Origin of the sequence: Microterricola viridarii (assembly GCF_900104895.1) — a bacterium.
GTDB lineage: Bacteria > Actinomycetota > Actinomycetes > Actinomycetales > Microbacteriaceae > Microterricola > Microterricola viridarii.
Window position 1 is genome coordinate 3,196,796 of the sequence record NZ_LT629742.1, and the last position, 22,320, is coordinate 3,219,115.

Consider the following 22,320-nt stretch of genomic DNA (forward strand, 5'->3'; position numbering starts at 1 on the left):
GAGGGCTACCTGCCCAGTCGCCCATAGGAATCGCCTTGCCAGAAATCGATTTTCAGCCAGACAAGCGCACTGTAGAAGAACTCTTTGTCGGCGCGGATTACTACGTCATTCCGCGTTTTCAGCGGCCGTACAGCTGGGACGCGTCAAACCTGGATGATTTTTGGCGCGACGTCGTATACGACAATGAAATCGGCTACTTCATAGGCCCGATGGTCGCTTGGCGTGATCCGAGCAGCCCTGTACGTCGCCTCGTCGATGGTCAGCAGAGGTTAACGACGATCTCGATCATGTTTGCTGTGTTGCGCGACCACTTCGCTGCACTCGGAGAAACCAACCTCGCGAAGGGCGTACACCGCTATCTGGAGAAGGCCGACAGAAACAATGAACAGCAGTTCACCCTTCAAACGGAGGTTGACTCGCCATTTCTTGCGCAAGCGATCTTCCGAGACCCGCCAGAGACCACGGTACTGCCGGCTACGGAAGAGGAACACGCGCTATCGAAGGCGCTTGACGCAATCAGACGGCGTGTTGAGGAGGAGGCTTCGAAGCGAAAGGATCCTCTCAGCTGGCTACTTGATCTACGAGATCGGCTACTCGGACTTCGCGTCATCTGGATTGAACACAGCAACGAAGACGACGCGTACGTTATTTTCGAGACCCTCAATAGCCGCGGGAAGGACTTGGAGGTCATCGATCTTCTCAAGAACCATCTTCTGAACAAACTCCGTGGTACGGGCAATGCTGCGGCTGACACAGCCAGAACTAAGTGGCACAAGATGCGGAATGAACTGGAAGCAAACGAAACGCGCAAACGAATCGATCCGAACCGCTTCATATTGCACTGGTGGCTGTCCGAAGAGAACTACGTTGCGGAACGCAAGCTCTTTCCAGCAGTAAAGCAAAAGGTGAAGTCGACAGCTATGGCAAAGACGCGCCTGGCCTCGCTTGTTCACGACGCGCCCCTTTATCGGGCCGTCATCGAGCCGTCGTCGCGCACCTGGCCAACAGAGGAAACTACCGCCCGGCGCAGTTTGGAAGCGCTCGCCGTTTTCGGAATCGTGCAACCCGCACCCCTGCTGCTTGCTCTGTTGCGCGCTAGAACCGACGCCCAGAAGCTCAGCGCTGGTCAGTTCAACAAGACGCTTCAAGTCATCGAACGTTTCCACTTCCAGCACACTGTTGTAAGCCAGCTTCGGAGTAGCGGCGGGGTCTCAGAGATGTATGCCAAGGCAGCTCGGGAGCTGAGCGCAACACGAAATGACGCCCAAAAACGTGCAACTGTTCTCAACGACATTCGAAAGAAACTCGTCGACCGAGCACCTGACCCCGAGCAGTTTGTCTTGGCTTTCCAGGAACGCTTCCTATTCACGAATGACTACACGCGCGACAGCAAACTCATCCGGTACGTTCTCGAGAACTTCCTCCGCGATGCAGCCCCATCCACAACCACGCAACAACTCACTATCGAACACATAATGCCGCAGCGGGACCTTTCCAGAGGGGCGTCCCTCGATACAGTTGGCGCGCTCGGCAATCTGATCCTTGTGAGCGAAGCAGTGAACCACAAGCTCGGAGATAAGCCATTCGAAGCGAAGAGGGCGATCCTTGCGAAGGAAGGGGTCAGCTATGACATCGGAGGAGTTCTCGACCAGTCGCAATGGAGTGCTGTGGAGGTTGCACAACGCACCTCCATTCTCGCCAAGCGCGCGATTGATCGAGTTTGGAAGCTTCCGCTGTAGAGCCTGATCTCCGTACTTGCGGCGCGCCCAGGAGGCGCCTTCCGAGCCCAAATGGCTGAGCCCCTCCTGGTGTTATACGTTGATGCTGGCCTGCGCAGATCTCGTGTTTTTCAAGTAGCCGAGCTGGGTCATAAGGGCGCGAACGACGACTTTTCCGAGTTCAACTGGCACTGCATTGCCAAGCTGTCGCTGCACCTCGACTCGGGTACCGCCGATTACGTAGTCGTCAGGAAACGACATCAGTCGCAGCATCTCGTTTACATGCAGCCTCCGAGCGCGCTCCGCGCCCGAACTCGTTCGGACGTTCTCCCAGTGGAACGGGCCGACCCATGGACCTGGTTGCGCTTGCAACGTGGATGACGGGCGATTCGGATCCAATCGTAGGAGAAAAGTCCAGTACCGACTGCGCCATTCGAACCGATCACGGCCGCCGTACCGATCCGTGTGCCAGAGATAGTTCTGCCCTGGCGGCACCTCGGACGCGAGCTCGCCGTACTGTCCATCCACAATCGCGTCGTCGTCAACGAAGTCGAGGCGCGGCAAACTCGCGAACGCCTGAGCGGCCGTCACATGTGGGATCTTGGACGCATCCACTACCCGGTCGCGCTCGCTCCAGCCAGAATGGGTCGGTTCCGGAAAATGAAACTTCTCGCCATCACGGCGACCGACTACAAAGACACGCCTTCGAAGCTGAGGGACACCATAGTCAGCGGCGAGCAGGACTTTCCACTGCGGGTTGTATCCGAGTTCGCCAAGCGCCTTAAGTAGGCGATCGAATTGGGCGCGATGAGTCTTGTAAGTCAACCCCTGCACATTCTCAAGAATGAAGGCCTCGGGCCGCGACTCGCGAACAACCCGCACGTACTCATCGAGCAGCGAGGCATTCGGATCCCGGCTCTCTCTCTTCTGCTCGAGCCAAAAGCCAGACTTGCTGAATGGTGTGCAAGGTGGCCCGCCAACAAGCAGGACCGGCTCTGCGCTGCGGAGGCCCGCTGAATGCAAGATCTGTTCAGTGCTCAGCTCGCGGATGTCGCCCGCCAATGTCTCGGCTCCGGGAAAGTTCGAAACGAGCGTCTCAAGCGCCGGTTCGTTGTAGTCCGTTGCTACCGAGACGCGCAGAAGCCCATTTCCCTGGTCCTCAGATGCGAGCGGTTCTGCGTCGGCACGTTCAACAGCGAGGTCGAGCCCGCCTGCGCCGGAGAAAAGACTAACGACGGGAAGATGCTCTCGCACAAATGACCTCAAATTTCTTGAATTCGCGCAACCGCCGTTGGAGCAAGTCTGCGCAGTACCAGTATCGTCGATGTAATTGTGTCTTGGGCCACCGACATCCTTCCTTCGAATGGGGGTTGGCAGTTCAGCAACGTTGATCGGAGTCAATTGCAGGATCATATTGTGGCCAATCGAGCGTTCGGAGAGGTTTACCAGGTTTCCGGAAAGCGAGATATTCATCAGTTTCTTATCGATGCGGTGGAGGCTTCCGGGGCGCGTGTCTTGTATGCCAGCCAACACGTTCGCGCGCCAATCTATCTCGGCGTGCAACTCGACTCTGATGAGCGCATTGGACTGCTAATTTACGCATTCCGTGTCAAGGGACGCGCGACGAACAACCGGCCAGCAGACGAAGTTCGTGGTCAGTTGCGCTACGGATCCGAAGAGAATTGGGACCGCACTCACACGCTTTCGAAGGACGTTGCTGGCGTCGATTTGACGCTCGTTGTTGGCGTGGATCTCGAGGATCAGATCATCATCGGCCTCGACCCATTGCTTTGGGATCCGCTTCCAATGGGGATCTCCTTCTATGCAAAGCGGCCAGACATCGAGAAGGCGCAAGCGTCTGGCTGGCATGTTTGGGAGAAAAGCAACCGAGGCGGAAACAAACGTCCCGAATCGCGTTCCCCGTCCAGCCTTGAAACGATCGTCGCGCTCCGGCCGAATAGGTTCATGGACTACACGCGGCTCGAACGGCGCGCATCCGCGCTGCGACTCGAACCCGCGCTCCGACACTCTTTGGCCGTCTCAATGACCGAGGCAGTCTCCTCCACGCAAGCGTCTCCTCGACACGTGCTTGAAGAGCGTTTTGATCTAACAGGCGAGCAGATCCTAGACATCATCGGGGGACGAAGCCGGCTTACGGTCGCTGTCCGCGGCGGCGTAGCCGAGCATCACCTCGAAGCCTTTCTTGCGAAGCATCCCTCTGTCGCCCATGTTGAGCGGCTCGATTTGGATGCACAACACGACTTCAACGTTGAACTCATTTCGGGAGAGGTGCTCCGCGTCGAGTGCAAGAATGCAAGCCCCGAGGTCTACAAAGACAGCGATCTCGAGCATGGCTACTATTCGCGCGGCGATGGCAAGGTCGAGGTTCAGAAGACTCGTGCGTCCAAGGACGACCCTGCCTCGCGCTTCTACGCGGTCGACGCGTTCGATATGGTCGCCGCATGCACATTCTCGTCAACTGGCCGCTGGGAGTTCCGATTCGGCCGCACGAGTTCCATGCGCCGTCACAAGGACTTCCCGGACCGCCTCTCACCCATTCAGGCGATAAATTCGAGCTGGGCACACGATGTGTAGTCGCATCCGCTTGTTGAGACAGTACGCGGCGCAGGTGCGAGTTCAGTTCGGGGCCGGGCTGCCTCGGGGAAAGCCCAATGATTCCGGCCGGCCCGATGGACGTGCCCTGTAGGAGGACGCAGCACACTCACGCAGCGACAGCCTACGGCCCCCGATGGGCGGCCCACGTCGCCCGGCTCGCAACTGCGATCCAACGGCCGACCCGTTGCTCCTCGGCGCGGGTGCTGCATCCGCGCGGCGAAGACGCCGGCCATCAGAGGCTGGTGGATCTCGGGCCACACTTGATGGGCGGAGCGTGCCACTTCGATGCTTCTGCATGCCCCTCACACTGCTCAAAATACTGAGTGCGATGGCCGCCATCGTCTGAAGGTGACGGCGTACCGGCTGGCGGGTGCACCGCTCGCCGAAGGGTGAGACGTGGGCAACAGATCCATCCGGCTAGTGAATATCGCGAGCAGCCCGGTCAGCCCGGCTAGCGCTCAGAGTCGGCGCCGCCCACGCGAGGCGCGCACCTCGCCGTGCAGCTCAGCGAACTGACGCCGGGCCTCGGCTGACTCACCCTTATCCGTCGCCCGCCAAAGAGCGGGGTCGTCGATGAGGGCCGACAGGTCCGAGACGGCATCGGCGCCAAGCGTGTCAGGCTGCTGCTTCAGCCAGCGGCGAACCTGGTGCGAGTTCAGCACTCGGACGCGATCCGACTGCGCCCTCACTGTGATGCGCCCGGGGCCGACGAGCACGATCAGCGCGCACGGGCACAGGCACAGGCACTCGCTCGCCCAAGAGCAGAGCGACCTTGTCGACCTCCCCTCGGTCTTGGGAACGTACTGCTGCCGTTGGCCGTCAACCGGCATGGTGCGCCCGGCAGCCCAAATGTTCTTGGCGGCGTAGTGGTTCGTGGTGATGGTGAAGACGCCGCCGCGGCCTAGGGTCAGGTGGACAGTGTCGGAATTCTTTGTACCGACGGGCAACGCGTGGCGAGCAGACCAGCCCTCGGAAAGGCATTCGAAGATGCCGCCTCCGACGATTTCACCGACCGCGCCGAGGTGCCCGGGGCGGGCTGCGTCGAAGAGCGGACTGACCCGAAGAAGCGTTTGATGGCGCGCTGGGGCGACGCTCCCCGCCAGCTGAGGGAGCACAACCCCGGCTCAGCGCACGGCTGCGGTCGAGATCGCGGCGGCGAGGTCTGCAGGGCGGCTCCACATCGGCCAGTGCCCGGTCGGCAGGTCGACCAGCTCGAGGTCGCGGAGTGCTGCCGTCTCTGCCATCATCTCGTTGCCAGCGCGGGCCATCTGCATCAGAACCTCCGACGGGAAAGAGCAGGCAATGATCGTGGACGGCACGTCGCGTCGAGCATCGTTCGTGAGATGCACCACCTGCCGCATGGCGGGGCCTGGCTGCGGCACCGCCCGCTCCCGGAACTGGCGCAGGTCGCTCTCGCTCAGGCCCTCCAGGCTCGCCGCGAGCTGGTCGAATGGCGGCAGCTCCAACTCCTCCTGCTCCACCGGGAAGCCCGCGTCGAATGCCGAGCCGTCGCTCACTGGGCCGCTGTCGACGTAGACGACGCGGCTGATCGCGGTCGGATTCTGGTCGAGGAGGACCGAAACGGGAGTACCCGCTCCGCTGTGCGCGACGAGCACGACGTCAGTGCCGTCGGCGGATGCCGCGGCAACGGCCTTCCGCAGTGCCTTGGCTTGGTCGTCGACAGTCCTCAACGAGCGATCCGGGTCGTCGGGGTCAAGGCCCGGAAGGGTGAGCGCGGTGACGGCGTGGCCGCGGGCGCGGAGCTCGGAGGCGACGGCGTCCCACGCCCAGGCGCCGAGCCAGTGGCCGGGAACGAGAATGATCGAGGGCAGAGTGTTGGTGGTGACATCCATGTGTCCATCGTCCCGCGGCCACCGGACAGCGGCATGTCACTATTTCTGTCACTTTTTCACGATATTCTGAGATGATGGCCGGGTGAAACGTACCGAGCGCCTGCACGCCCTCACCGAGTCGCTGCGCCGTGCCTCGGTGCGCGGGCGCACGGCACAACAGCTCGCCGACGAGTTCGAGGTGACCACCCGCACGATCAAACGCGACCTGGATGCTCTGGAGGCCAGCGGCTTGCCGGTCTGGGCGCGCACCGGCCCCGGCGGCGGCTACGGCCTGGCCGAGATCACGAGCCTGCCACCGGTGAACCTGACCGCCGCGCAGGCGCTGGCATTGAACACCGCGGTGGCGGTCGCGACGCAGGCGCCGTACTCGGATTCCGCCCGCGCGGCAGCCAACAAGATTCGGGACGTGCTCGACCCGGGCACCCGCCGGCGGGCCGCGGACCTCTCCCAGCGGGTCTGGGTCGACGTCGGGCCGAGCGCCCCGCGCCGCGTGATGACCGTGCTCGAGAAGGCCCTCGTCGACCAGGTCACGGTGAACATCGACTACGTCGACGCGCGCGGCCAGGCCTCGCGGCGCGAAGTGGAGCCGATGATCTTCGCATTCACCGGCGGACGCTGGCTGCTCGTGGCGTGGTGCCGACTGCGCGATGATTTGCGTTGGTTCGCGCTGCACCGGGTCGAGCGGGCGACGGCTACGCGGAGCGCCTGCAGCGGACACTCGATCGACGAGATTGGCGAGCCGCCGGTTTCGGCGCGGTCCGTGGGCGTGTGATTGCGGGGCTGGTTCCGAGGCGGGGTTGGCTTCGGTCGCTCGTTCCTCGCTCCCTCGAGCCAACGGGGAAGGGTTAGCAAACGGGAAGGGTTGGGCAGCGGGACCGGGTCGAGGGGCTCAACCGGCGGGCCGGAGTTTCGGGTACGGGGTCTCGATACGCGCCGCGGGCGGCGCTACTCGACCAACGGATTTGGCGCTGCTCGACCGACGGGTTAGGCGAGGGCTGGGGCGGAGTTGGATTCGGTCGCTCGTTCCTCGCTCCCTCGAGCCAACGCGGGAGCGGCCGCGGGCACGGCGGCATCGGCGATCGGGGTGATGTAGGAGAAGCCGGCGGCGTGGTTCTTCGTGATCGAGAGCACGAGGTCCATGTAGGGCTCCAGGGCGGTCACCTTGTCGAGCGGGGCGCCGACGATCAGCTGGAAGCCGAGGCCCTTCCACGCCGCGACGGCGCGGCCGGCGAACTCGGCATCCGACTTCACGAAGCCCTCGTCGAGGAAGACGGGGGCGAAGCGGGGCCGCGTGCGGCTCTCGTCGCCGAGCTGGAACCGCAGCGCGGCACCGACGACGAACGCCACCAATTCTTGTGATTCGCCACCGCTCTTGCCGCCGAGCGACGAGTAGGTGCTGAGCACCTCGCCGCCCTCGCCGAGGCGCGTCGCGGTCACCTCCACGTGCCGGCGCACGTCGAGCAGCAGATCGCGGGTCGGCGACGGCTTCGACTCGTCCTCCGGCTTGCGGATGCCGGCCATGAACGCCTGCAGCCGCAGGAAGCGCTCCTCGGTCTGCTCGTCGGTGAACTGCTCGGTCGCGCCAGAGGAGAGCTGCTTGAGCTCCCGGCGGAACGCGACGGAGTCGTCGCGGTGCAGCCGGCGCAGCGTGATCTGCAGCCGGTCGCGGCCGGCGCCGAACGGCAGCGTCGAGAGGATGTCGTTGATCGGGTCGAGCCTGTCCTCGATCTGCGAGATGGCGGAGTCGAAGGCGCCGGCCAGCGGCACCAGGTCCTGCCCGCTCCAGGCGGCGAGGCGGCGCTTCCACTCCTGCCGGCGCTCGTGCAGGCCGAGGGTGAGGACCGAGTCGAGGATGTCGCGGTAGCCCTGGTAGGAGTCCAGGCCGGTGCCGATGGTGGGGTCGGGCCAGGCCCGCTGGTACGACTCGAAGATGCTGAGCATGGCCCCGGCGGCGGATGCGGCGCGCTCCCGCTCGCTCGCGGACTGCGCGGTGAGCCGCTCACGCAGGCGTTTGAGCCCGGCGGCGAACGTCTCCAGGTCGTCGGGGTCGCCGACGGCGGCGAACTCGGCGTCCAGGTGCGCGCCCTGCTCCTCGGTGAGGCTCACCTGGTTCTCGTCGGTGATGCGCTCCAGCTGGGCGTTGACGGCGTCCTCGCGGTCGACGATCTCGCCCTGCGCCTCGGCGAGCACGCGGGCGGCCCGCTCGGCCTCGAAACGGGCCCCCTGGGCAGCCTCGAGCTCGGCCTCCAGCCGCTGCTCCTCTTCTTGGAGGGCGCGCAGCACGTCGCTGTTGGCCAGCACGCGGGCGAGCTCCGCTTCCTTGGCGGCAAGCTGCGCCTCGGCGGCGTCGACGTCGATGAGCTCCCAGACGGCATCCACGACGGACTGGCTCGCGTCGCGGCGGGCGCGGAGGGCGGCCAGCTCGTTCGCGAGGGTGTGCGCCTGGCCGGCCAGCTGCTGCACGGAGGCGGTGATCTGGCCGAGCTCCTGCTCGATCTCGTCCTGCCGGGCCTGGCTGGAGAAGCCGATGATCGGCTTCTGGTCGCGGTTCATGCCGTGCGCGCCACGGCTGCCGCTGCGGGTCTGGCCGCTGAGCGCCACGAAGGGGCCGTCGCCGTCGAACTCGGCCGGCGTCTCGACGCAGCGGGCGTCGAGGGTGCTCTGGCGCAGTCGCTGCCGCACCCAAGCGGTGAACGGCGACTCCTTGTGCACGAGCTTGCCGGAGACAAAAGCGGCCTCGAAGTCGGGGGCGGCCGGATGCCGCGTGCCGGCGTCATCCGCAGTCGAAGACGTCGAAGCAGAGAGCGGCACGCCCTCGAAGTGGATGCGCACCGGCAGCTGCAGCGGGTCGATCGCCCGGCTGAGCGCGGCCAGCTTGGTCTCGTCGACGAGCAGGATGCGCGCGACAGAGCCGAGGGTGACCTCGGCGGCCTGCCGCCAGCGCTCCTCGCCGGGCGCGAGGTCGATGAGCTCGGCGAGGAACGGCAGCTCGTCGGGGGCCATGCCGGCCGCCTCGGCGATCGCCAGCCGGGCGCCGTGCAGGTGCTGCGGCACCAGGCTGTGCCGGCCGGCGAGGAAGTCGCGCTCCTTCTTGAGCGTGCGCACCTGCTCCTCGAGCGGGTACTGCTCGCGGCGGAGCGTCTCGTGGTGCGCCTCGGCGCTGGCCTGGGCGTCGGGGAAGGCGGCGAGGGCCTCGGCGGCGGCGGCCTGCGCGGCGGCGAACTCGGCGGCGGTGCGGGTCGGCGCGGCCAGCACGGCGACGCGGGCCTCGAAGCGGGCGCGGGAGCCGAGCCTGTCGTCGCGGGCCTCGGTGAGCCGGGCCTGCTCGGCGGTCAGCTCGGCGAGCACGTCGCCGCCGTTCTCGCGCTGGCGGCGCTGGCTCTCGGCCAGGCCCGCCTTGAGCTCCTTCTCGGCGGCGGTGGCGGCGCTGAGCGCGGCCTGCACGCGCTTGCGCTCGGATCGGTTGCCGTCGCCGGCATCCGCCAGCAGGCGCTGCTCGGTGCCGAGCTCCCAGTAGCGCAGCGGGGTGTCGCCGCTGCGGGCCACACCGAAGGTGTCGACGAGGTCGGCGCGGTCGCTGGCCTCGACGAACTGCTTCTGCAGCTCGGGCAGGCGCTCCAGTACCTGCGCCTTCTGCGCCTCGGTGACCATGGCGCCGTAGGAGCGCTCGAGGTCTTCGAAGTGGTTGACGGCCTTGTCGGCGGCCGCATAGGTGGCGGGGCGCTCGAGCACCATCGACTTGTACAGGCCGTCGACGGTCTTCACCTGCTGGCCGGCCTGGATGCGGGCGAGCAGGCGCAGCGCCTTGCCGCCCTCGCCGTTGGCGCCGATGCCGAGCCGGGTGTAGAGGGTCTGCGCGAACGCGGCGTAGGTGTCGAACACCTCGATGCCGGCGAAGCGGGCCTTGAGGGCGCGCTTCTCAAACTTGGCGGGGACGACATCTTCCAGCTCGCCGAGGTGCAGCGCGCCGTCGAAGGTCGCCATCCGCATCGACACCTCGGAGTAGCTGTTCGTCGCCCGCGGCACGTAGTAGCTGCGCAGCACGGTGAAGCGGCGCTGGTTGTCGTCGACGAACGTCATCGCGATGGCGCCCCAGGTGGGTTCGCTGCCCCCGCGGAGCACCTGATCGTGCAGGGCGCCGGTCTCGGCCTCGCGGTTGTCGTCGGTCTTGCCGCGCAGGTAGGTGAGCACGTTGCGCTGCTCTGCACTGCGGGCCCGGCCGGATCCGGCGTCGTTGGAGGCGCCGTTGAATGGGGTGTCCGAGGGCATCATCAGGGCCAAGTAGGCGTCGAGCAGGGTGCTCTTGCCGGTTCCGGATGCGCCGGAGACGAGCGTCGCGGTGGTGGCGAGGTCGACGGAGTGGTGGCCGTGGAAACCGCCCCAGTTGACCATCTGGAACGTCTCCGCCCGCCACTGCGTGGTGCCCTCGGTGGCGCCGTCGATGTAGAACAGCGGGGAATCGCTCATACTGCGGGCTCCAGTTCGGGGGCGACGGGGGCGGTGTCGGGTGTGGCGTTCTCGGCGTCGTCGTCGGGGGCGGATGCCGCGGCAGCCGACTCAGCGGTGTCGGAGTCTTCGTGCGGCGGGGTCTCGATACGCTCGTTCCTCGCTACTCGACCAACGGGATCGGCGGAATCGGCGGGAGTTGCGCGGTCCACGGGGGCAACGGTTTCGGCGGCATCCGCCTCGGCCTCGATGAGGGGCACGACGGCATTCGTCATCTCGACGCTCGCGGAGCCGTTCTCGGCGCGCAGCCAGTCCAGCAGCTCGGCGAGCCGCTGGACGGGAAGCAGCACCTCGATGACGGGGGCGATGCGGAAGCGGTCGGGGTCGCTGGTGCGCAGCAGCACGTGCGCCTTGGCGAGGGCCTCGATCGCGGCGGACGCCTTCTTGGCGTCGCCGGAGCGGTTGGTGGCGTGCGCGGGCCGGAAGTGGGCAACCTTCTCGAGCAGGTTGTCGCGGTCGACGATGACGAACTCGTGCCCGCTGGCGCGGTCGCTGCGGAAGCGCTGGCGCAGCACGACGAGCAGGATCGTCTCCTCCCGGGTATAGGAGGTGTCGTGCAGCACGGTCGGGAAAACGGCACCGCCCTCGCCGTGCGCCTGGCGCTTGAACGCGACCTCGTAGTGCTTGTCGACGTGTAGGTCGAGGAAGAGGTCGTTCAGCCGGGACTTGATGCGGCTGGTGGAGGCGAGCAGGGTGCGCCAGGCGGCCGGGTGGTCGGCGGCGGAGATGTAGCGGTGCTTGAGAAGCAGCACGAGGGTGCGGCGCTGTGCGGCGGAGAGTCCGCCCTCGTCGCCCTCGAACAGGGAGAGGCTCTCGCCCTCGGCGTCGGAGGCGTCGGAGACCTCGGCGGGCGCGTCGGCGCGCTCGGTGCCGTACTTCGACGGGGCCGGGGTGCGCTGTACCCGGGGCACGTGCTCGATCGTCGACTTGTGCCCAAACGCGGCGGCGCCGAGGGCGCCGGCTGCGTCATCCGTCTTCTCTGGGGTCTCGCCCTGCCAGTCGTCAGTCCCTGCTTTTTCAAGCATTGTGCGCTCCAGAGTTCAGGGCGGCGAGGGCCGCGGTTTCGTCGTCGGTGAGGGTGATGCGGGCGACCTCGAAGGTGCGCTCGGTGCCGTCGGGGCGCACCGTCAGGTACTGGTCGAACTCGGTATGCTCGCCCGCGCCGCCGTGCCCGACGGCGTCGAGCTGGGTGGCGATCTGCATGAGCCCGAGGATCTCGACCGGGCGGCGCAGCGCCGGCTCGAGGGCGTTGAAGACGTCGCCGATGGAGGCGTCCGCGGCATCCGTGCTCGCATCGAGGGCGGCGAGCGCGCCCAGCAGCGCCTCGCGCATCTCTGGCAGCTGCGGTCCGCCCTGGCGACGCATCGCGTCCAGGCTCGGCGCGACGGGCGCCTGCGCCGAGACATCGGCCAGCGGGGCCGGCGGCACGTGCGACTGCGGGTCGTAGAAGCGCTCGCGCAGGTGCGGGGCGTCGAGGTTGCCGGGCATGATCTCGGCCTTCACCCGTGCCTTGGGGCCGGCGGTCTGCATCCAGGTGGCGAGCTCGGTGTTGATCTCGCGGAGCAGCCCCTCGAGCTCGCGGTCCTTGACGATGTCGTGGTTGACGATGTGCTCGCGCAGCGTCGTGGTGAGGCCGATGCGCTGGGTGAGCACGTCGTCGATGCCGCTGCGGATCAGGCTGACCGTGGCGGCGAAGCTGCGCCGCTCAGACGGCTTGAGTTGCGCGGCGAAGGGGTGCGCGAGGATCGCCTCGATGTCGCCCTTGAGCCCGAGCAGCAGGGCGTCGTCGCGCAGCAGCTCGAAGGCGCCCTCGAAAGCGCGGCCCTCGGCGGTCAGCGACATGAGGGCGTCGGTCTTTGCCAGGTACTCGTCGAGCACCTCGCCGACGGGGCGGTCCTCCGCCCGGAAGTCGTTGACGATCTGCCGGTGCATGCTCGCCACCGACTCCTCGACCCGCTTGAAGTCGCCGGGCAGCTGGCCGATCAGGTCGACGAGGTTGGCGTACCCCTCCCTCATCTGGGCGACGGATGCCGCGGCGATCTCTCCCCCGTCGGCGACCCGGTCGCGCTCGCGGGTGAGCTCGGCGATCTGCAGGTCGAGCCGGTGGAGGCGCTCGTCGCGGTCGGGGTTGGCCTGCGTGGCGCGGTGGTGCACGGCATCCACGATCATGGTCAGGCGCGATTCGCTGATCAGGGCCCGGTCGCGGGACAGGCTCTCGACGAGGGAGAGCGCCTCGAGGGCGTGCGAGGTGAGCGAGTAGTGTTCCTCGGCGTCGCCCTCGTCATCGCCGGCGATGTCGCGGTAGAGCCACTGGTCGTTCATCCACTGCACGCAGAGGCTGCGGCCGTTTCCGTTGGGCGTCTCGGTGCCGACACTGCGGAGGTCGGCGAGGTAGGCGTCGACCTGGGCGTGCAGCCGGTCGCTCTGCACGCTGGTGCGGTCGCGGCTGAAGGAGCTCTTGAAGACGGCCAACACGAAGGGCGCCCACTTGCGGTCGAGCAGGCGCAGCGTCGGCTTGTCGAATGCCTCGCGCACCCGCGCCAATTCGCCCGCGATGTCGCTCATGCGCCGCGCCCCCTTTTCTGACCTCCACAACCGTAGTCGTCAGCCCGGGCAGCCCGAAAACGGAGGGGTTCCTGCGGCGCGGCGCCGGCCCGCGTGCTCGTGCTCGGGCTCCTGCTCGTGCTCGTGCGCGTGGCGGCGTCGGCCTATTCGAGCGTCGCGCCGCTGCCGATGTGGCGGGTCAGGTAGTCGGAGAGACCGACCATGTCGGAGTAGAGCGTCGAGGCCCGGTAGCCGAAGTTCGCCTCGAGCTTCTGCCGGATCTCCGCCTTGGCGTCCCGCGCGATTCGGAACGTGAACACCGGCGCGGAGTATTGGCTGATCGGGTCGCGCGCGATGTGGCTGAGCCGCAGCGGCAGCGAGCTGGTGTGGCGGAGGTCTTCCGTGCTCCACGGCATCGACCGGCCCCGTGCGGAGCGCAGCTGGCGGTCGCCGTCGAAGGCGAACGGCGCCCCGTCCACGATGAAGCCCGCGTTCTGCGAGGAGATGCGCGAGTCGTAGGCCGGCGGCCGCCAGTACTTGAGGCTGCCTGTCCCCCAGCGGCGTATCAGGCGACTGGCGTCGTTCGTCAGCTCGTGCCAGCGCAGCGTGCGGCCGCCCCACACACTGTTGAGGGTGATGCGCGTGGCCGGCTTCGCGAAGGCGAACACGCGGGCGTCGGCATCCGCTGTGTTCAGGGCGCGCTCGACGGCGAACCACAGGGCGACGAGCGGGTTCTCGCTGACGTCGACGAGGCGCGTCGGGGCGCCGAAGTGCTGCAGCCGGGCGAGCAGCTCCAGCGCCGGCATGTCGTCGAAGCGCCAGTCCTCGCGGGCCAGGCGCAGCGTCTCCACCTCGGCGGCGACCATCTGGTCCTCGGTCGGCGGGGTGCGGGTCGGGCTCGCGTCGAGCAGGGTGCGGTAGAGCGAGCTGAACAGCGCCCAGTCGGCATTGCCGGAGCCGCGCCAGAGCATGTCGCGGTAGCCGTGCGTCTCGGTTAGGGCCCGCGTCTGCTCGAGGAACTGCTCCCACGAGTGCACGGGGATGTCCCAGGGCTCCCAGACGGATGCCGGCGACACCCAGCCGGTCGACGTGTTCCGGTAGCTCTCCAACACCGCGCTCCCTCTGCGGGCCGTGCGATGGCTCGCCCGCCCAGCCTAGGACTCGGCGGCTGCGAGCGCGCTGGCCGCTTGCTGCTCGCGGTCGCCGTGCGCCCGGTGCGCGCCCCGTCATCTGGGGCCAGCGCCGCCGTCGCAGGCCGCGATAACGTGGCGGATGCCCGGACGTCATGCCCTCGTCGTCGAGGACGAGAACCTCGCGCCGGCACCTCCCCCGCCTCCCTCAGGGTGGTACACCGACCCCGCGGATTCCGCCCAGTGGCGCTGGTGGTCCGGCGAGGAGTGGGCGGAGCACCGGAGCCCGCGCGACGCCGAGTTTGGGGCGGGCTATGCGCCGGCGGGCACATTCGCGGCCGCGGGCGTTGTCGAGGCTGCCGTCGAAGCTCGCGTCGACGTCGCTGTCGAGGCTGACCTGCCCGAGGCTGCCGCCGCGATGCCCGCTCAGGCCATGCCACCGACCACGGGCAGCGATCTGCGCAACCGAGTCCCTGCCCAGTCGCTGATGGAGCACGTCATCCGTCTCAGCCGCCAAGCATCCGGGCGTCGCGAGGATCTTGCGGAGGAGATTCGGTCGTGGCATGCCGGCATCGTCGGCGAGCGCCGCGTCGCCAGGATCCTCAGCAATCTGGGCCCGGAGTGGACCGTCCTGCACTCGGTTCCTGTCGGCACCGAGGGAGCCGACATCGACCACCTTCTCGTCGGGCCCGCCGGGGTCTACACGATCAACACCAAGCATCACGCGGGCAAGGACGTCTGGGTTGCCGAGCGTGCACTGCGGGTCAACAACCATCCGCAGCATCACATCTCGAACGCGGCCTTCGAAGCCCGCCGGGCCGAGAAGCTGCTCACCCAGGCGAGCGGGCTCACCGTCGAGGCCGCGGGCCTCATCGTCCTCGTCGGAGTCAAGCGGCTCACGATCAAGGCCGCACCGGACGGCGGCGATGTCATCGTCGGGGTCGTGCGCGACTCTGACCTGCTCCGCACGCTGCAGTCCCGCCGCATCTACAGCGACGACCAGGTGCGCCGCATCGCCGCCGCCGCGGTGCGGCCCCGCACCTGGAGCTCTCTCCCGGTGCCCCACGTCGACCCGCACGAGGTGTACACAGAGTTCGAGGCACTCGCGCTCGAGACGTCTGCCGCCCGGGCCGTTGTCTCGAGTTCTCGCCCCAGTCGCCCCGTGCGTGCGCCGCGCCCTGCCTCGGGCCGCGCTGCCTCGAGTCGCCCGTCCACGCGGCGCCCGTCGCGCAAGCGCCGCTCGGTCCTGCCCGAGCTGTTCAAGCTGGCTCTGTTCGCGGTCGTCGCCCTCGTCGGCGTCAACTACCTCAGCGGCGTGGGCAAGACTCCCCCGCCGGCGAGCGCCGAGTTCGCCTCGGCCGAGGCGGAGCTGGCGGCCCTCACGGAGGCGGCCGGCACGGCCGCGCTGCGGCTCGATGAGCTGAGCCCCGACGGCATCCGGCCCGCGTCGTTGGTGGTCGGAGAGGGGTCGACCCTGGAGACTCCCGACGGCACCGTGCTCGTCACGCTGCCGAGCGGCACCACTGCTGCCTATGCGCCGAGCGCCGACGGCCTCTCGTACACGCTCGCGCTCGGGGGCGCCGTCCACGGCACTGTGGTGACAGTGACGCCGGAGGCAGGCGTCTTGCCCGGGCTGCCCGTCACCCCGTAGCCGGCGCTGTGTAGGGGGCGCGACCTCGAACGAGCACGGCGTTGTGAGCAGAGCGGTGGCGCTGGCGGGACCAGCGAAATTCGGCGCCGCTGTGGGAAGAAGAACACGCGGCCGTTCAGCGTCTCGTACCACTCCGACACGCTCAGACCATCGAGGGAATCGGCGAGCGACGGTTCGTGGATCGGCTTCTGGTCGCGGAGCACAACCGTGCCGAGCTCGGGGTGCTCGATCGGCTGCGACTCGGCACGCCGTTCGGAGAGCAAGCTGCGGCGCGCGGCATCCGAAGTCACTCCCCACCGCTCGACCAACGCGCTCGCCGACAGGAGTCCGTGCGCTTGGATGGACGGCCAGGCGCCGTCGGCCGCCATGTGGAAGAGCTCCGGGTAGAGCCGGACGAACTCGCTTGTCTGCATGAGACGAGCGTAGCCATGTGCCGGGTTGCCACGCCGGTGGTGCCGCCGCGACGGCGGCGCGACGACGGCGCGGGCTAGCTGGCCTGCTGCAGCGGCCGGCGCACCGACGCGGCGACCTCCGCGATCTCTGGGAAGCCCTCCGACATCACCATCCAGATCGACTGCTCGTCGACGCGGTTGTCGTGGTGCACGACCATCTGGCGATTGTGCGCGGCGAGCGTCCACATCGGGTCGTGGAAGCGGTCTGGGTCGAGCCGGGTGAGCAGGCGGGCCAACTCCCCGACCCGCGCGATCAGCGCCTCGCAGGCCAGCGGCAGCGCGACATCCGTGCGGAAGGCAGCGCGCCCCCTGTCCACGATGCCGACGCCGGCGTCGACGGCGGTGACGAGCCCGTTCAGCCAGCGCTCGGCGAGATCGTCGCGGGTGACGCCCGGCGGCAGCTCCGGCAGCTCGGCCTCTGGGGCACGCGTCTCCGCAACGCTTGGCGGGCCGCCGAGCACGATCTGCTCGTAGCGCGCGTACGGCAGAATCACGGCCTCGGCCCGGCGATGCGAGCCGAGCACGACGGGCTGGGCGCCCTCCGGGTCGGCCCGGAACCGGCGCAACGCCCCCGACAACCCTGCGCGCGCATGCGCGACCGTCGTCACAAGAAGGGGGCGGTCGGTCATTCCCCCAACAATAAACGCTGCACAAGAATATGTACATTTTCATGTACATCCCTCGCGGGTCGGCCCCCTTCTCTCCGCTCATGGTGCGGCGTATGCTGTGCCGCATGGGCGCCCCGGATCTGGCTTCGGGCAGCATCCTTGCGGATGCCGCCGGCACCCGCAGCGCGCCAAACCAAGCCCGCAGCGCGCATGCCAGCACCTCCCCCGCGCACGCCGATCCCCGGCTGGCCCTCGTCGGCTCGGATACCGAGGTGCCCCTGGTCAGCGGCGAGATGCGCCGCTTCGTGAACCTGGACTACGCGGCATCCGCCCCGGCCCTGCGCGCCGTGCACGACGCCGTCGAGGAGCTGCTCGGCTGGTACTCCTCGGTGCACCGCGGCGCCGGCTTCAAGTCGCGGGCGTCGACCGCCGCCTACGAGGGGGCGCGCGAATCGATCCGGCGCTTCGTCGGCGGCCGGAGCGACGACGCGGTCATCATCACCCGCAACACCACCGACTCGATCAACTTGCTCGCCGCCTCGCTGCCGCCCGGCACCCACGTGATCGCGTTTGCCGGCGAGCACCACGCCAATCTGTTGCCCTGGCGCCGACTCAAGGCGCACTACCTGAACGCGCCGGCCACGCCCGCGCTCATGCTCGAGCAGCTGGAGTCGGCCCTGTCCGCGCTGCCGCACGGCGCCGCGGCGCGACTGGTGGCGGTGACCGGCGCCAGCAACGTCACCGGCGAGATCTGGCCGATCGCCGAGATCGCGCGCGTCGCGCACGCGCACGGCGCCCGGGTGCTCGTCGACGCCGCCCAGCTCGCCCCGCACTCCCCGATCGACATGGCCGCCGACGACATCGACTACCTGGCCTTCTCCGGGCACAAGCTCTACGCACCCTACGGCGCCGGTGCGCTCCTCGGCCGGCGCGACTGGCTGGCCAGCGGCGACCCGTTCCTGCGCGGCGGCGGCGCGGTGAAACTCGTCTCGATCGCCGAGACGCTCTGGGCCGAGCTGCCGGAGCGGCAGGAGGCCGGCTCCCCCAACGTGCTCGGCGCGGTCGCCCTCGGCGTCGCCTGCGACACCCTCGTCGCCGTGGGCATGGCGCGCATCGCCGCCGAGGAGCGCGAGCTGCTGGGTTACGCGCTGGGCCGGCTGGCGGCGGTCGACGGATTCCACCCGCTGCGCGTCTGGCCGGCCGAGCACGCCCGGGTCGGGCTGGTCACCTTCGCGGTGCGCGGCATGCCGTACGACCTGCTCGCCGCCGCGCTCTCCGCCGAGCACGGCATCGGCATCCGGCACGGCTGTTTCTGCGCGCATCCGCTGATGGTGAGCCTGCTCGAGATCTCGGATGCCGAGGTGCACCGCCTCTTCGACGAGACCCGCCTCGGCCACCACGAGCGGCTGCCGGGCGCGGCGCGGGCGAGCCTCGGGCTGGGCTCGACGCGCGCCGATGTGGACGCCCTCTGCACCGCCCTGGATGCCCTGGTCGCGGATGGCCCGCGCTGGACGTACTCCGTCGACCCGGACACCGGCATGTACGAACCCGACCCGGACCCACGCCCGCTGCCCGCGCTCGGCATGCGGCTGGTGGAGCATCCGACCGGGCACGCGAGTTTGCACGGGCACGCGCACAGCCACGGCGAGTCGGCCTGAGGCGGCCTGCTCCGCCGCTCGCCCCCGCTGGTTGACCCTGTCGAAATCAGCCTCATCGTTGGCTCGAGGGAGCGTGCGACCGAAGCCAACACCCGGCACGTCATCGACTTGCGGGAAACTGTTCCAACGGCGGGCTTTTGGCGCGTTTTCTCGCGAGTCGATTCGGGGCAGCCGCATCACGATGGCTCCGGGGCTTCGGGCGCTGCGCTGCTCGTTCCTCGCGGCGCGGCGCCCTCCAGCCGACGTGGAGACAGAGGGACGTGCTGGCTGGGGCCCTCGAAACCCCACGTTGGCTCGAGGGAGCTTGCGACCGAAGCCAACGCCTGCTCACGGCATCCGTGTCGGTGGGCTCGCATAGCCTTGAGGTTTGGCATCCGAACACAAGGCGGCAATGAGTACCAGGTCCCACCCCCGACGCACCCCTTCGAAGAAGCGCCGCACGCTGGCCGGCTGGGCGGCCCTGCCCGTCCTGCTCGCGATCGGCATCGCCGCCGTCACCGCGCTGACCGGCCCCAACGAGATCACCCCGGGCGCCGAGGCCGCGCCGCCCGCGGCATCCGGAACCGCCCTCGCCCAGCTCGACACCCTGCCGGTCAAAGGCCGCGCCCCGAAGACCGGCTACGACCGCACCGAGAGCTTCGGCACCGCCTGGCGCGACGTCGACCAGAACGGCTGCGACACCCGCAACGACGTGCTCGCCCGCGACCTCACCGACATCGACCGGCCGGCCGGATGCCGCGTGCTGAGCGGCCGGCTCGCCGACCCGTACACGGGCACCACCATCGACTTCGTGCGCGGCCAGGGCACCTCGCAGGCCGTGCAGATCGACCACGTCGTCGCACTGATGAACGCGTGGGAGACCGGCGCGCAGAAGCTGACCGTCGAGCAGCGCACTGCCCTCGCCAACGACCCGCTCAACCTGCTCGCCGTCGAGGGCCGGGCCAACTCGCAGAAGGGCGCCGGCGACGCCGCCACCTGGCTGCCGCCGAGCAAGGGCTTCCGCTGCGAGTACGTGGCCAGGCAGGTCGCGGTGAAGTCCGCCTACAACCTGTGGGTCACTCAGGCCGAGCACGACGCGATCGCGGGCGTGCTCGCGAGCTGCCCCGGGCAGCCCGTGCCGGCAGCCTGACGCCGGCGGCGGCGCGCTGCCGCACTGTGCGCCCGAATCGCGCGCCCGAATCGCGCGCTCGACCGCCTGCGCGCCGGCTGCAAAAAGTCGTGTCGGTGGCTGGTGAGAGGCTGTATCTAGAAGCAGAGCAGCCCGCACGGCGGTGCGGCGACGGGCACAAGGAGGTGCACGGTGAACGAAGCGGTCGAAGCCCTCAGCGAGACAGTCGCCGAGCTGGCCACCTCCTGGCAGCAGGCCGCACCCGCCCCTTTCGCCCCGTTCCCCGGCGAGCACGCTGGCCGTGAGCTCGAGGCGGAGTTGGAGGGCATGACGGATGCCACCCTCATCCACACCCTCGAACAGCTGCAGTGCGTGCAACGGGCCACCGACGCTCTCCGGGTGCGGGTCGCCGCCGAGATCGGCCACCGTTCCCGCCCCGAGCTGGGCCCGGAGCGGCTCTGCACGAAGCAGGGCTCGACGTCCGCACCCGGGTTCCTCGCCGAGGTGATGCGGGTGCCCGTCGGGGAGGCCGCCAAGCTGCAACGCCTCGGCGAGCGCACAGCGACCGGTCTGAGCTTCACCGGTGCCGTGATCCTGCCGCCCTTTCCGGCGGTCGCCGCCGCCCTCGCCGAGCACCTCATCGGCACCGATGCCGCCGCGCTCATCGTGCGGATGCTGGAAGCAGTCGCTCCCCGCGCCGACCACGAGCACATGCGGGCCGCCGAAGACGCCCTCGTGGCCGCCGCCGCGACGCTCTCCGTCGCGGACGTCGCTCAGCTGTGCCGGCTCTGGCGGGATCGCCTCGACCAAGACGGAATCCGCCCACGGGAAGACGAGCTGCGCCACCAACGTGCCCTCACCAGGCGCACCACCGCCGACGGCATGATCGAGCTGCACGCCAGCTGCGACCCGGAGAGCGGCGGCGTGCTGCTGACCGCGATCGACGCCATCGTCAGCGCGCAGCTGCACGCCAACCGCGACAACACCGACCCGGCCCTCGTCGACGGTCGGGACCTGGCCGCGATGCGCCTCGACGCGCTGGTCGACATCGCCCGGCACGGCCTCGGCTGCGACAACGCCCAGCCCGCCCTGCGCGGCGCCACCCTCATGGTCACGACCACGCTGGGAGAGCTCACCAGCGGCATCGGCAGCGCCCGGATCGACGGGGTCGCCGAGTGCATTTCGGCCGACAGCGCCCGACGGCTCGCCGCCAGCGCCGACCTCATCCCCGCCGTCCTCGGTGGCGACAGCGAGCTCCTCGACCTCGGCCGCACCCGGCGGCATTTCAGCCGCGCCCAGCGCCGCGCGCTCGCCCTGCGCGACGGCGGCTGCGCCTGGCCGGGCTGCCCACACCCGCCCGGCTACACCCAGGCCCACCACATCTCCTGGTGGAAACGCGACAAGGGGCGCACCGATCTCAGCAACGGCATCCTGCTCTGCAGCGGCCACCACCATCGAATACACCGCGACGGCTGGCAGATCGAGATCCGCCGCAACGTGCCGTGGTTCATCCCGCCACCGAACGTCGACCCGGCCCGCACGCCCCGCCGCGGCGGACGCATCCAGATCGACACCCTCGCCGGCTAGAACGACGCACTCGCCGGACAGCAAGCAGTGCCGACCTCGGTCGGCCGCGGCGGACGCTGCGAGAATAGAACCTGTGAGCAGCGCATCCGAGATCCCGTCCACCCGCACCCGCCGCCCGAATAGGCACCGCCTGCGCACCACGGTGCTCTGGATCCTCGGCGTGCTCGTGCTGCTCGTCGTCGGCGTGCTGTTCTGGGCGCATGCCGTGATGCTGGGCGAGCGGCCCGCCTCGCTCGAGGTGTGGCGCAACCCCGACATCACGGTCACCGCCACCGACCATTCGGTCGTGCTCTCCCCCAGCAACAACGCCTCCGAGGTCGGGCTCGTGTTCATCCCCGGCGCCAAGGTCGACCCGTACGCCTACATGTACAAGCTCTCCGGCATCGTCGAGCAGACCGGCGCGACGGTCGTCATCACCAAGCCGACGCTCAACCTGGCGTTCTTCGACACGCGCCCGCTCGACACCTTCACGAACGACGCCCCGGAGGTCACCGAGTGGTTCGTCGGCGGCCACTCCCTGGGCGGCGTGCGCGCCTGCCAGATGGCCGACACCGCGGATGCCGCAGCCGACGGCGTCACCGGTCTGGTGCTGTTCGGCAGCTACTGCGCCAACGACCTCAGCGAGTCCGGGCTGCGCGTGCTGAGCATCAGCGGCAGCGACGACGGGCTGAGCACCCCGGCGAAGATCGACGCGGCCGCGCACCTGCTGCCGGCGGATGCCGTCTTCGTCGAGATCGACGGCGCCAATCACGCCAGCTTCGGCGACTACGGCGTGCAGCCGGGCGACGGCACAGCCACCATCGACGACACCGAGATGCGCCGGGAGATCACCGACGCCCTGCAGGGCTTCGGGCTCTAGCTTCACGAAACAGGAAACGCCGGCAGCCGA

At 68.6% G+C, this 22,320-nt stretch carries 16 protein-coding genes and 1 pseudogene; 8 read left to right on the forward strand and 9 right to left on the reverse strand.

Features of this window, described 5'->3' with window-relative positions; genetic code table 11:
* Nucleotides 1-35: 35 nt before the first annotated feature.
* On the forward strand, nucleotides 36-1,739 hold the full coding sequence (locus BLT62_RS14670; RefSeq protein WP_172829726.1) for a DUF262 domain-containing protein: 1,704 nt from the start codon (nucleotides 36-38) through the stop codon (nucleotides 1,737-1,739).
* A 72-nt stretch (nucleotides 1,740-1,811) separates the two neighbouring features.
* On the opposite strand, the gene BLT62_RS14675 is transcribed toward BLT62_RS14670, so the two are convergent.
* Nucleotides 1,812-3,191 carry a DNA cytosine methyltransferase gene (locus tag BLT62_RS14675; protein ID WP_231919237.1) on the reverse strand — a complete coding sequence of 460 codons (1,380 nt, stop codon included), beginning with the start codon at nucleotides 3,189-3,191 and terminating at the stop codon, nucleotides 1,812-1,814.
* Between BLT62_RS14675 and BLT62_RS14680 the strand changes: the two genes are divergently transcribed.
* Nucleotides 3,135-4,313 carry a hypothetical protein gene (locus BLT62_RS14680; RefSeq protein ID WP_197675142.1) on the forward strand — a complete coding sequence of 393 codons (1,179 nt, stop codon included), beginning with the start codon at nucleotides 3,135-3,137 and terminating at the stop codon, nucleotides 4,311-4,313. The genes BLT62_RS14675 and BLT62_RS14680 overlap by 57 nt on opposite strands.
* A 479-nt stretch (nucleotides 4,314-4,792) precedes the next feature.
* Here BLT62_RS14680 and BLT62_RS14685 read toward each other — a convergent pair whose 3' ends face one another.
* Nucleotides 4,793-5,449 (reverse strand): hypothetical protein, encoded by a 657-nt coding sequence (locus tag BLT62_RS14685; RefSeq protein ID WP_156786372.1) that lies wholly within the window; start codon nucleotides 5,447-5,449, stop codon nucleotides 4,793-4,795.
* A 9-nt stretch (nucleotides 5,450-5,458) separates the two neighbouring features.
* The gene (locus tag BLT62_RS14690) at nucleotides 5,459-6,187 is read right to left on the reverse strand and encodes an alpha/beta fold hydrolase (RefSeq protein ID WP_083364735.1); all 729 of its coding nucleotides are present in this window, start codon (nucleotides 6,185-6,187) and stop codon (nucleotides 5,459-5,461) included.
* A gap of 82 nt (nucleotides 6,188-6,269) precedes the next feature.
* Here BLT62_RS14690 and BLT62_RS14695 point away from each other — a divergent pair, with 82 nt between their 5' ends.
* On the forward strand, nucleotides 6,270-6,959 hold the full coding sequence (locus BLT62_RS14695) for a helix-turn-helix transcriptional regulator (protein WP_083364736.1): 690 nt from the start codon (nucleotides 6,270-6,272) through the stop codon (nucleotides 6,957-6,959).
* Nucleotides 6,960-7,171: 212 nt separating this feature from the next.
* On the opposite strand, the gene BLT62_RS14700 is transcribed toward BLT62_RS14695, so the two are convergent.
* From BLT62_RS14700 to BLT62_RS14715, 4 genes are all read right to left on the reverse strand, one after another.
* Nucleotides 7,172-10,654 (reverse strand): ATP-binding protein, encoded by a 3,483-nt coding sequence (locus BLT62_RS14700; protein ID WP_083364737.1) that lies wholly within the window; start codon nucleotides 10,652-10,654, stop codon nucleotides 7,172-7,174.
* The gene (locus BLT62_RS14705; RefSeq protein WP_083364738.1) at nucleotides 10,651-11,718 is read right to left on the reverse strand and encodes a DUF4194 domain-containing protein; all 1,068 of its coding nucleotides are present in this window, start codon (nucleotides 11,716-11,718) and stop codon (nucleotides 10,651-10,653) included. Before BLT62_RS14705 ends, BLT62_RS14700 begins: the two co-directional genes overlap by 4 nt.
* Nucleotides 11,711-13,258, reverse strand: coding sequence for a DUF3375 domain-containing protein (locus tag BLT62_RS14710; RefSeq protein WP_083364739.1), 1,548 nt, complete (start codon nucleotides 13,256-13,258; stop codon nucleotides 11,711-11,713). Before BLT62_RS14710 ends, BLT62_RS14705 begins: the two co-directional genes overlap by 8 nt.
* A 143-nt stretch (nucleotides 13,259-13,401) precedes the next feature.
* On the reverse strand, nucleotides 13,402-14,349 hold the full coding sequence (locus tag BLT62_RS14715) for an FRG domain-containing protein (RefSeq protein ID WP_156786373.1): 948 nt from the start codon (nucleotides 14,347-14,349) through the stop codon (nucleotides 13,402-13,404).
* A gap of 160 nt (nucleotides 14,350-14,509) precedes the next feature.
* Between BLT62_RS14715 and BLT62_RS14720 the strand changes: the two genes are divergently transcribed.
* A complete protein-coding gene (locus BLT62_RS14720; RefSeq protein ID WP_083364740.1) occupies nucleotides 14,510-16,018 on the forward strand; it encodes an NERD domain-containing protein in 1,509 nt (502 codons plus the stop codon).
* 89 nt (nucleotides 16,019-16,107) lie between these two features.
* On the opposite strand, the pseudogene BLT62_RS18440 reads toward BLT62_RS14720, so the two are convergent.
* Nucleotides 16,108-16,431, reverse strand: a pseudogene (locus BLT62_RS18440) (DUF7002 family protein); the annotation flags it as partial.
* Between the two features lie 74 nt (nucleotides 16,432-16,505).
* Nucleotides 16,506-17,099 carry a ribonuclease HepT family protein gene (locus BLT62_RS14725; RefSeq protein ID WP_133161128.1) on the reverse strand — a complete coding sequence of 198 codons (594 nt, stop codon included), beginning with the start codon at nucleotides 17,097-17,099 and terminating at the stop codon, nucleotides 16,506-16,508.
* A gap of 104 nt (nucleotides 17,100-17,203) precedes the next feature.
* Here BLT62_RS14725 and BLT62_RS14730 point away from each other — a divergent pair, with 104 nt between their 5' ends.
* From BLT62_RS14730 to BLT62_RS14745, 4 genes are all read left to right on the forward strand, one after another.
* Nucleotides 17,204-18,736 carry an aminotransferase class V-fold PLP-dependent enzyme gene (locus tag BLT62_RS14730; RefSeq protein WP_083365504.1) on the forward strand — a complete coding sequence of 511 codons (1,533 nt, stop codon included), beginning with the start codon at nucleotides 17,204-17,206 and terminating at the stop codon, nucleotides 18,734-18,736.
* A gap of 391 nt (nucleotides 18,737-19,127) precedes the next feature.
* A complete protein-coding gene (locus BLT62_RS14735; protein ID WP_083364742.1) occupies nucleotides 19,128-19,865 on the forward strand; it encodes an HNH endonuclease family protein in 738 nt (245 codons plus the stop codon).
* Between the two features lie 171 nt (nucleotides 19,866-20,036).
* Nucleotides 20,037-21,431 carry an HNH endonuclease signature motif containing protein gene (locus BLT62_RS14740; RefSeq protein WP_083364743.1) on the forward strand — a complete coding sequence of 465 codons (1,395 nt, stop codon included), beginning with the start codon at nucleotides 20,037-20,039 and terminating at the stop codon, nucleotides 21,429-21,431.
* A gap of 73 nt (nucleotides 21,432-21,504) precedes the next feature.
* Entirely contained in the window at nucleotides 21,505-22,290 is a 786-nt protein-coding gene (locus tag BLT62_RS14745) for an alpha/beta hydrolase (RefSeq protein ID WP_231919238.1), read from the forward strand.
* Nucleotides 22,291-22,320: the final 30 nt, after the last annotated feature.